This window comes from Bradyrhizobium sp., from assembly GCF_049691595.1.
GTDB lineage: Bacteria > Pseudomonadota > Alphaproteobacteria > Rhizobiales > Xanthobacteraceae > Bradyrhizobium.
In genome coordinates this window covers 1-8,562 of record NZ_JBAVNZ010000069.1, presented here as the reverse complement: position 1 = coordinate 8,562, position 8,562 = coordinate 1, and the positions used below count along the sequence as shown (strand labels likewise).

The window sequence follows — 8,562 nt, the reverse complement described above, 5'->3', positions numbered from 1 at the left end:
GCTGGCGGGCGTCCACCGGCTCGCGCAGCGCCAATGTGCGCGCGGTCGCGGCATGCGGCAGACCGGCCAGCCGGTCGCCTCGGGTGCGAAAGCCTATGGCGAATTCGATGCGGCGAACCGGCCATCGCGCTGGAATACGTGGCTGACGGCGATCTCGGAGGCCGCGCCGAAGACGGCAACCCCGACCAGGCGCCTGACAACGAAGTAACCGTCGTCAGCCGCGCTAGCGAAGCTGAAGGTCGCGCATCGCGAAGCAGATTTGAAACAGTCCCGAAACCCGTTTCCCGATCGCGCGAAGTCGTCGCGAAACCGGACCATGCTCCGATCACCTTCGAAATGGTCAAACAACGAGGTGCGATCATGTCCGCCCTGCTCTCCCTGATCTACCGCGAATATTGCCTGGCGCGTCTTGTGGAGATGCGGAAGCAGCATCACGCCTTCGGCGGCTGAGACCGATCCTTCCGGCTGCCGAACCACTGTTGCGAGTGTTGGCTCTATAGAAGCCGCTACGTCAAAAATTTCGCGCAGTGCGCCTGCATCCGGATCGAAATGCTTTGCCGCCTTCGACCAGTTTCACGTCGATAGCCGCGTCCTCGGCGGCGCATTGCTTGATCGTCGATCCATGCGATGAGGATCCGTTCAGGCTGACGCGCAAGCTTCCAACGAAGCCACAAATTCGTCTCGGCGGCGCTCAAGATACGCCAACAGCAAATCAAAAACCTGTGCGGCCGCGGGGTCGTAGATATATAGCTCCCCGGCTTCCCCGACAATCAAGTCAGCCATCTGAGACAGCTCGTCTCCATGCAGTTCACGGAAGCTCGTGATCTGGAACTCCTGTGCGTCCGCAAAGTCGTTTCTGAGCCGCTCTACCGTCACGCCGTGCTCGCTCATGATCCGATGGATGGCACGCAAGGTCTTGGCCGCATCATGCGCAGCGATTGTTTCCAGCGCATCGATTGTGTCGGTAAGGTAGCGACCGGTGGAGTTTTCCAGGAACCCGAGGATACCGTTCATTTGAACTTCGATATCGAAGTCGATAATGAGGATTGGGATGCGGAGCACTTCCGGGATCGACCTCAGATCCTCGCGGAGTTTCGAGAGAGGCGGCTCGCAGATTTGGATGGCGAGGCTGTCGAGGATATCGGCAACCGGCATCGAACGATACTCACCGGGCGGATTGGCCATCACCACTGGAACCTACTCCGGATGCCGCCGGGGACAATGTCGTCAGCCTGTGAGCGGTTGGTGGCACGAACAAGGCATGTGGGATTTCGGATACGAAGCTTAAGACATCGGCGGCAAGCTCGAGCCGAACGGGTTTTGGGCAAATAGCCGAGCGCTTGCGCTCTGGGGTAGGTCAGAAAGGCGGCACCCGGCTATTTGGCCGCGCGGCGGCGCGGCCCTTTCAGGGAATCATCAAGCACTTAAGGTTTGGTTTTCATCCGCTTTGGGCGATCCCCGTACGACTACCGATCAACCGGGAAGAGTTTCTAACACCCCCGGCAAATGTCCAAAAATTTCCGATCGGTCCGCCGCTGCTGCGCGCTCACCGCGGCGCGGCGGTGGGACCCGCGGACGTAACGGGGCGCGGCGCGACCAAGGCCGGGCACGACGACCAGCCTTGGCGAAGTCAACGTTAGCGGCATTGCCGGAGGCGTGAGTGACACCGCCGGCGTGGAAGGCGGTGACGGAAGCGGCGGCACCTTTGCCGCGTTGCCGATGCCGCTGGGATCGTTGAGGACGTTGTTGAACCCGCCGGGGCCGCCCGGCCCGATCGGAACGCCGCTGATGGCGGCAGAGCCCGCGCCGGCCGATCCCGCCAGCGGCGGACCAGCCGCGCCTTGCGCAAAGGACGTCGCCGGCAGGATCGACATCCCTGCAAGCGCCAGTGCGAAAGATACTGCCTTGCCGAACATGGAGCCTGCTCTCGGAATATCCGGGCTCAACGAAGCGGGCGCCCGCTGGTTCCCGGTCTCGCTTATCCGCGATTGTGAACCCGCCAACCTTCCCGGCCCAAGCCTCGCCCGGCGGCATCAGGCCAGAATTTGTTTCGCCATATGTGACCGCGTTCACATCGGCCGCCCGCCGGCCGCGCTAGTCCAGATGACGCCGGCCCCATCCCCGGGGCGGACTTCGGAGGTCGCCAATGACTGCTATTGCAAGGGCGCTTGCGCGCGCGTTTTTTGAGACATCGGTCGAGGCGGAAATTCTGATACAGCTCGTTTTGTTCGGTTGCGCCGGCCTGCTGGTATCGGCGATGATGATGAGCTACGGGGTCGATCTGAGCCCCGGATTTTTTTGAAGGGGCAAGGCCGCATCCCGGCCGATCGTCGCCAGCTTCTTGCCCCGTTGATGGATCATCGCGTCGAGGAGTTTTCAAGTGGGATCATTTTTTCGATTGGCTCTTGCTGCAATCATCGTCGCAACCGCCGCCGCGCCCGGCTTTGCCCAGAAACTGGTCGATCCAGGCGCGGTTGCGCCCGAATATCGCGCGGCCGCGGAAAAACGGCGGGCTGAACAAATCAAGGTCGCCGTCTGTCAGAAGAAGGCCGACGAAGCCAAAGTCCTACCGCGGGACCGGGCGGCGCACATCAACCAATGCCTGGAAGCGGACCAGGATTGATCCGACAGATCGGCGGACCGGCGGGCGTGCCAGGAGCCTTGGCTCCGATGCGCGCAAACGAAAAAGGCCCGCTCGACCCAAGGAGGGATCGGGCGGGCCCGGTCATTTCAGTACATCCGTGAAACGACTGCTGCGTCAGGCGAGCGAGAGATTTTCCGCGCTCACCTTGCCGCGCATCTTGTCGGCCTTGGCTTCGAAATTGACCTTCTGGCCTTCGGCGAGACCGCTAAGGCCGGCCCGCTCGACGGCGCTGATGTGAACGAACACGTCGTTGCCGCCATCGTTCGGTTGAATGAAGCCAAATCCCTTTTGGCCGTTGAACCACTTGACTGTACCTGTTGCCATAACTTCTTCTCCAGAGCGCCTACGCGCAATCCCGCATGACCATCACGCGGCTTCATCCAATCTCGGCGATGTCTGTAGAAAAGGGGCCCGTACGGGCGCGCTCAACAAGGCACGGCGCAAATCGAATGCCGGCTATATATAGTAATCTGGCGCAAATGCAATGCATCGCGGCTTTTTCTTTGAGCGTTCGTTCGGGAAGGTGGCGCGCGGATCCCACCAATGGACTCGACGTCCCGCGCCTTGTTGATAACCCGTTGCCGCCGGTGCCGGTGGCGTGACAGACGCCTGCGACGTGTTATCGACATGTGCAAGGCCTCGATCATGACGGATGGAAAACCATGCGGATCACCCTTGTCGGTTCCCGCCATTTCGGCGTGACCACCCTGAACACGCTGCGCCAGCACGGGGTCGATATCGCCAGGGTCGTCGTTCATGACGGTGAGGACCGGCTGGCGGCCGCGGCCAAAGCCGCCGGCATCGAGGTGGTCGTGCAGGCCGACCCCAAAATCGTTGCCGCCTCCGAGATCGCGCCCAATACCGACCTGATCGTGACCGCCCACAGCCACGCCCGCGTCAGCAAGGCGGCGCTCGCCGCGGCCAGGCTTGGCGGCATCGGGTACCACCCGTCGCTGCTGCCCCGGCATCGCGGGATCGCGGCAGTGGAGTGGACGATCAAGGAAGGCGATCCGATCGCCGGGGGCAGCATCTACCACCTCGCCGAGCGCATGGATGCCGGCGCGATCGCGGCGCAGGATTGGGTGTTCGTCCGGAAAGGCGAAACCGCGCGCGAACTGTGGGAACGCGCGCTGGCGCCGCTTGGCCAGAAGCTGCTCGGTGACGTCATCGACTACGCAAGAACCCACAAAACTCTGCCGGCCAAGCCCCAGGACGAGCAGTTCGCCACCCGGGCACCAAGCCTGGCCGGCAGCGAACATTAGGCGGCGAGCGTCGGTCCGCGATTGCGGATCAAGTCCGTCCCGGACGATTTCAGGTTTCAAGGCGCCAACGGGATTCACATTAATGTGCTTGAATTCACAGGAACTTCTCGAAGTTTTGCAGTGCGGCAAATTTTGGCCACATTGTGTCCGGATAAACCCAGCCATCACCCATATCGAGGATTTGATCCATGCGTCCTAGTCGCATTCGCGAGCAGCTTTTTGCCTCCTTTTTGGTTTCGGCAGCCGTCTTCGCTGCCTCTCCGGTTTCCGCCCAGCAGCCCTATGACGGCCTCTGGAATGTCACCGTCGTTACCAAGAGCGGCAGTTGCGAACCGTCGACCAATTCGACCTTGACGGTCAGTGACGGCAGGGTTTCCGCGCCGGGCGCGGCTGTTTCAGGAAGCATCGGCCGGGAGGGACTTGTGCGAGTCTCGATCAATGGTGCATATGCCAACGGTCAACTCAGTGGCAATTCCGGATCGGGGAAATGGAATGGCGCATCAGCCGGCGTACCCTGCAGCGGTCGATGGGAAGCCTCCCGTCAGTAAAGCGAGCCGAACATCACAATTGTTCGCGCAGGCGCGGCCGCTCGCATTCGCAGCCGCCGCGTTTTTCTTGACGCTTTTCTTGGCGGCCGTCGCAGCCTCCACCAGCCATGCCCAGTCGGGCCCGTTCGCTGGCATGGCCGGCAAATGGTCCGGCGGCGGTACGGTGACGCTTGAAGACGGTTCCAGCGAGCGGATCCGTTGCCGCGCGACCTATCAGGCCATCGGGCCCAGCATGGACATGAGCCTCACTTGCGCCAGCGATGCCTACAAGTTCAATCTGCAGGCCAGCGTCGTTGACGAGGGCGGCGCGATTTCGGGGACCTGGAGCGAGACCAGCCGCAACATCGGCGGCAGCCTCTTGGGCCGTGGCGGCGGCGGCAATTTCCAGGTCGTGGCCAGCGCAGCCGGCTTCAACTCCAACATCTCGCTGCGAACAAGCGGCAACAAGCAGTCGGTCAGCATGCGGGCCGACAGCCAGTTCCGGGCCGCGAGTATCTCGCTGTCGAAATAATCGCAGGATCAATCGCACCCTCGGGTCAAGCCCGGGCGCGCTGCCGCCGCGGACTGGACGTCAGCCGGTTTTCGGCTTCGCCAGCTTCGCGGCCGTTTCCTTGATGGTTTTCGCGATCAGCAGGGCCTGTTCCTTGTTGAACGCAAAATCCTGCGCGCCTTTGTGCGTGGTCAGCGAAAGCACCATGATATCCGGCTGGTGTTCCGGCCAGCCGGTGGCGAACGCCGTCACGAAATCCGCGGATGTCGATCGATTGGTCATCGGGTTCATTTTCCTATGGCGTTTTCGGGCGAAAGCCTGCCCCGCCCTTGATGCGGCGTGGACCCCGGTTCGGGTGAAGAAAACGCGTCAAAACAACAGATCAGAGCCCGGTTCTGATTCAATCAGAACCGATAGAGCTCTTAAGTCGCGGGCAGGTAGGCGGTGACTTCGATCTCGACCTTGGCGCGCTGATCGACCAGGCCATCGATGTACAATAGCGTCGACGGCGGGAAATTTCGTCCGAGCGTCTCCTTCCAGGCCGCGCCGATGCCGGCGCCCGCCGCTTGATATTCGTCGCGGCTGGTCAAATACCAGCTCAGGCGGACGATATGCTCCGGACCGGCGCCGGCCTCGTTCAAAAGTTTGACGATCCGCTTCAGCGCGGTGCCGACCTGCGCGGCCATGTCGGGTTGATAATCCCCCTTCTCGTCGCCGCCGGTCTGCCCGGCAAGGATGATCCATTTGCCGGGACCGTCGACGGTGACCCCGTGCGAAAAGCCGCGCGGCTTCGACCATTCGGTCGGTTGCAGAATATGCATGAGCCAATCCTCCTGAGACCGGACGATGCTTAGCACCGAACCGGCGGGCACTCCCACCGCGAAATTCGCGTGTTGCGATCGCGGCATCGGCAGATTTGCGCGTTGCAAATCCCCGCGAGGTCGCCGATACCGGCCTTCCCGCGTTGAACCCGCCCACAAATCTCTCCGGCCATGGATCGCACACCTTCAAAACCCCGGGCCGCGCTGTGGATGGCGGGCTGGCTCGCCTTGATGCTGATCGTGGCGGTGGCCGGGCGCGAGGCGATGCGCGAGCTGAACGTGTTCCAGCTCATGGAAATGCGCTCGATCCTCGGCTTCCTGATGCTGTATCCGCTGATCCGCGTCAATGGCGGATTCTCCGTCGTCAAGACCGCGCGGGCGCACATGCACATTGCGCGCAACCTCATCCACTACGGTGCCCAGCTCGGCTGGTTCTTTGCGCTGACCTTGATCCCGATCGGTCAGGTGGTGGCGATCGAATTCACGATGCCGATCTGGACCGCAATCCTGGCCGCGACATTCCTCGGCGAACGCATGACGGTCTGGAAGATCGCGGCGATCGTGCTCGGGATCGTCGGCGTTGTCGTCATCGTTCGTCCGGCCGCCGGCGAAATCAATCCGGGCCAGTTGATCGCGCTCGCCGCCGCGGTCGGGTTCGGCGTCTCCATTGCGATGGTCAAGTCGCTGACCCGCACCGAACAGACGCTGGCGATCCTGTTCTGGATGCTGGTGGTGCAGTCGGCCGCCGGATTCTTTCCCGCGCTTTACGCCTGGACATGGCCGCCGACCTACAGTTGGGGCTGGGTGGTCATGATCGCGTTTTGCGGCACCTTCTCCCATTACTGCATGGCGCGGGCGATGCTTCATGCCGACGCGACCGTGGTGATCCCGATGGATTTCCTGCGGGTTCCCCTGACGGCCGCTGCCGGCTGGCTGATCTATTCGGAGCGGCTGGACATGTTCACGGTGCTTGGCGCGGCGCTCATCCTCACCGGCAATCTGTTGAATCTGAGAGCAAATTCGCCGATCCCCGCCCGGGCCGTTGGCTGAATCCATTTCCGGGCTGTGATCCGGATCACGCCGGCTGACCGATCAATCGGATAGCGTAAGCGCCAGCCGTGACCGGAATTCGAACCGCCACCCTTTTTTTCGCTGCACCAAGTGTGGTTTTTTCATGTAGTCTACGCGCAGCGTTACGGCCAAAACTATTTCGATTCTGCCAGGGGATTTCAGATGCGCACCCTCACCCTCCTTGTTTCCCTGATCTGCATGGCCTTCACCATCGGCGCCGCCCATGCCGACAAGCGTGTCGCCTTCGTCGTCGGCAACGGCGCCTACAAGAATGTCGCGCCGCTTCCGAACCCGCCGATCGATGCCAAGGCGATCGCGGGTGCGCTGCGCAATGTCGGCTTCGAGGTGGTCGAAGGCACCAACCTCACCCGCGACAAGATGACCGAGCGGCTGCTCGACTTCGGCAAGAAGGCGCAAGGCGCCGATGTAGCGGTGTTCTTCTACGCCGGCCACGGCATCGCCATCAGCGGCACCAATTACCTGCTGCCGGTCGACGCCGACATCAAATCGGAAATGGACGTCAAGCTGGGTTCGGCGATCAATATCGATCTCACGCTCGACCAGACCATGAGCGATGCCAAGGTCAAGCTGGTGTTCCTCGACGCCTGCCGCGACAACCCCTTCGCCGCGAAGATCAAGTCGAACTCGGCGACCCGCAGCGTGTCGGTGCAGTCAGGCCTGGCTGAAATGAAATCCGGCGAGGGCACGCTGATCGCGTTCGCGACCGGCCCGGGCCAGACCGCGCTCGACGGCCAGGAGGGCACCAACAGCCCGTTCACCCGCGCTTTGCTCGCCAACATCACGGCGCCGGGCGTCGAGATCCAGCAGGCCATGACCAAGGTCCGCGCCCAGGTCAACGAGGAGACCAACAAGGGCCAGCTCCCCTGGGGGCACACCAACCTGATTGGTTCGGTCTATCTGAACGGCGCGCCGGCGCCAGCCAGCAGCACGGCCGCCGCACCGTCGGCTTCGGTCGCTGTTGCCGCCGCGCCCAGCACCGATATCGAACTCGAGTTCTGGCGTTCGATCAAGGATTCCAGCAAGCCGGAAGAGTTCAACGCCTATCTGACCAATTACCCGAACGGTCAGTTCAAATCGCTGGCGCTGGCGCGGATCGCCTCGCTCGAAAACGGCCCGAGCACCGCGACCCGCAACCTGACGGCCGGTATCGATCCCGCGACCTTCACCGAGGCATCCAACCAGACCACCGAGGACCAGATCGGTCTCGACAAGGGCCAGCGCCGCGACGTGCAGCGGCGCCTGAACGGTCTTGGTTTCGACACCAGGGTCACCGGGGCGTTCGACGAGCCGACCCGCGCGGTGATCACGCGCTGGCAGGCGGCACGCGGCTATCCCAAGTCCGGCTTCCTCAACAAGCTGCAGCACAAGGCGCTGTTGACGGAAATCGTCGCGACCGCACCAACCAGCGCCAGTGACAGCGCGGACGACAAGCCCGTGCGCCGCGCCCGGCCGAGCAACAGCAACAGCAACAGCAGCAGCAGCAACAGCAGTGTCGGCGATCATCGCAGCAGTGGCGGCGGCGGAAGCGAGCACCGCAGTGGTGGCGGCGACGCCGCCGGAGCCGCATTCATCGGCGGCGTCATGGGCGGCGTGCTGGGCGGCGCGTTAGGTCGCAGATGATCCGCTAACCTCAGAATTTCATCCAGCAAAAAGCCCGGGACCATCCCGGGCTTTTTCAAGGATTTGATAGTCTGCTACACTCCGC

General features: G+C 62.6%; 12 protein-coding genes and 1 pseudogene. 8 read left to right on the top strand and 5 right to left on the bottom strand.

Annotated features, from left to right (window positions below):
- Positions 1-208 (top strand): annotated as a pseudogene (locus WCE35_RS03250) (hypothetical protein); the annotation flags it as partial.
- Between the two features lie 431 nt (positions 209-639).
- On the opposite strand, the gene WCE35_RS03245 reads toward WCE35_RS03250, so the two are convergent.
- Together WCE35_RS03245 and WCE35_RS03240 are read right to left on the bottom strand one after the other, a co-directional pair.
- The gene (locus WCE35_RS03245; protein ID WP_424591904.1) at positions 640-1,185 is read right to left on the bottom strand and encodes a DMP19 family protein; all 546 of its coding nucleotides are present in this window, start codon (positions 1,183-1,185) and stop codon (positions 640-642) included.
- A 305-nt stretch (positions 1,186-1,490) separates the two neighbouring features.
- Positions 1,491-1,916, bottom strand: a complete 426-nt coding sequence (locus tag WCE35_RS03240) for a hypothetical protein (RefSeq protein WP_424591903.1) — start codon at positions 1,914-1,916, stop codon at positions 1,491-1,493.
- 230 nt (positions 1,917-2,146) lie between these two features.
- On the opposite strand from WCE35_RS03240, the gene WCE35_RS03235 reads away from it, so the two are divergent.
- On the top strand, positions 2,147-2,302 hold the full coding sequence (locus WCE35_RS03235; protein WP_424591902.1) for a hypothetical protein: 156 nt from the start codon (positions 2,147-2,149) through the stop codon (positions 2,300-2,302).
- Positions 2,303-2,398: 96 nt separating this feature from the next.
- Positions 2,399-2,623 carry a hypothetical protein gene (locus WCE35_RS03230; RefSeq protein WP_424591901.1) on the top strand — a complete coding sequence of 75 codons (225 nt, stop codon included), beginning with the start codon at positions 2,399-2,401 and terminating at the stop codon, positions 2,621-2,623.
- A gap of 135 nt (positions 2,624-2,758) precedes the next feature.
- Here the strand turns inward: WCE35_RS03230 and WCE35_RS03225 are convergent, their stop codons facing one another.
- Entirely contained in the window at positions 2,759-2,968 is a 210-nt protein-coding gene (locus WCE35_RS03225) for a cold-shock protein (protein ID WP_424591900.1), read from the bottom strand.
- A gap of 338 nt (positions 2,969-3,306) precedes the next feature.
- On the opposite strand from WCE35_RS03225, the gene WCE35_RS03220 reads away from it, so the two are divergent.
- From WCE35_RS03220 to WCE35_RS03210, 3 genes are all read left to right on the top strand, one after another.
- Positions 3,307-3,906 carry a formyltransferase family protein gene (locus WCE35_RS03220; protein WP_424591899.1) on the top strand — a complete coding sequence of 200 codons (600 nt, stop codon included), beginning with the start codon at positions 3,307-3,309 and terminating at the stop codon, positions 3,904-3,906.
- A 188-nt stretch (positions 3,907-4,094) separates the two neighbouring features.
- Entirely contained in the window at positions 4,095-4,454 is a 360-nt protein-coding gene (locus WCE35_RS03215; protein WP_424591898.1) for a hypothetical protein, read from the top strand.
- Between the two features lie 67 nt (positions 4,455-4,521).
- Entirely contained in the window at positions 4,522-4,965 is a 444-nt protein-coding gene (locus WCE35_RS03210; protein WP_424591897.1) for a hypothetical protein, read from the top strand.
- Between the two features lie 60 nt (positions 4,966-5,025).
- On the opposite strand, the gene WCE35_RS03205 is transcribed toward WCE35_RS03210, so the two are convergent.
- Both WCE35_RS03205 and WCE35_RS03200 read right to left on the bottom strand, forming a co-directional pair.
- Positions 5,026-5,226 (bottom strand): hypothetical protein, encoded by a 201-nt coding sequence (locus WCE35_RS03205; protein ID WP_424591896.1) that lies wholly within the window; start codon positions 5,224-5,226, stop codon positions 5,026-5,028.
- A 140-nt stretch (positions 5,227-5,366) separates the two neighbouring features.
- Entirely contained in the window at positions 5,367-5,765 is a 399-nt protein-coding gene (locus WCE35_RS03200; RefSeq protein WP_424591895.1) for a RidA family protein, read from the bottom strand.
- A gap of 171 nt (positions 5,766-5,936) precedes the next feature.
- On the opposite strand from WCE35_RS03200, the gene WCE35_RS03195 reads away from it, so the two are divergent.
- Positions 5,937-6,815 (top strand): DMT family transporter, encoded by an 879-nt coding sequence (locus WCE35_RS03195; RefSeq protein WP_424591894.1) that lies wholly within the window; start codon positions 5,937-5,939, stop codon positions 6,813-6,815.
- A 183-nt stretch (positions 6,816-6,998) separates the two neighbouring features.
- Positions 6,999-8,477 carry a caspase family protein gene (locus tag WCE35_RS03190; protein ID WP_424591893.1) on the top strand — a complete coding sequence of 493 codons (1,479 nt, stop codon included), beginning with the start codon at positions 6,999-7,001 and terminating at the stop codon, positions 8,475-8,477.
- Positions 8,478-8,562: the final 85 nt, after the last annotated feature.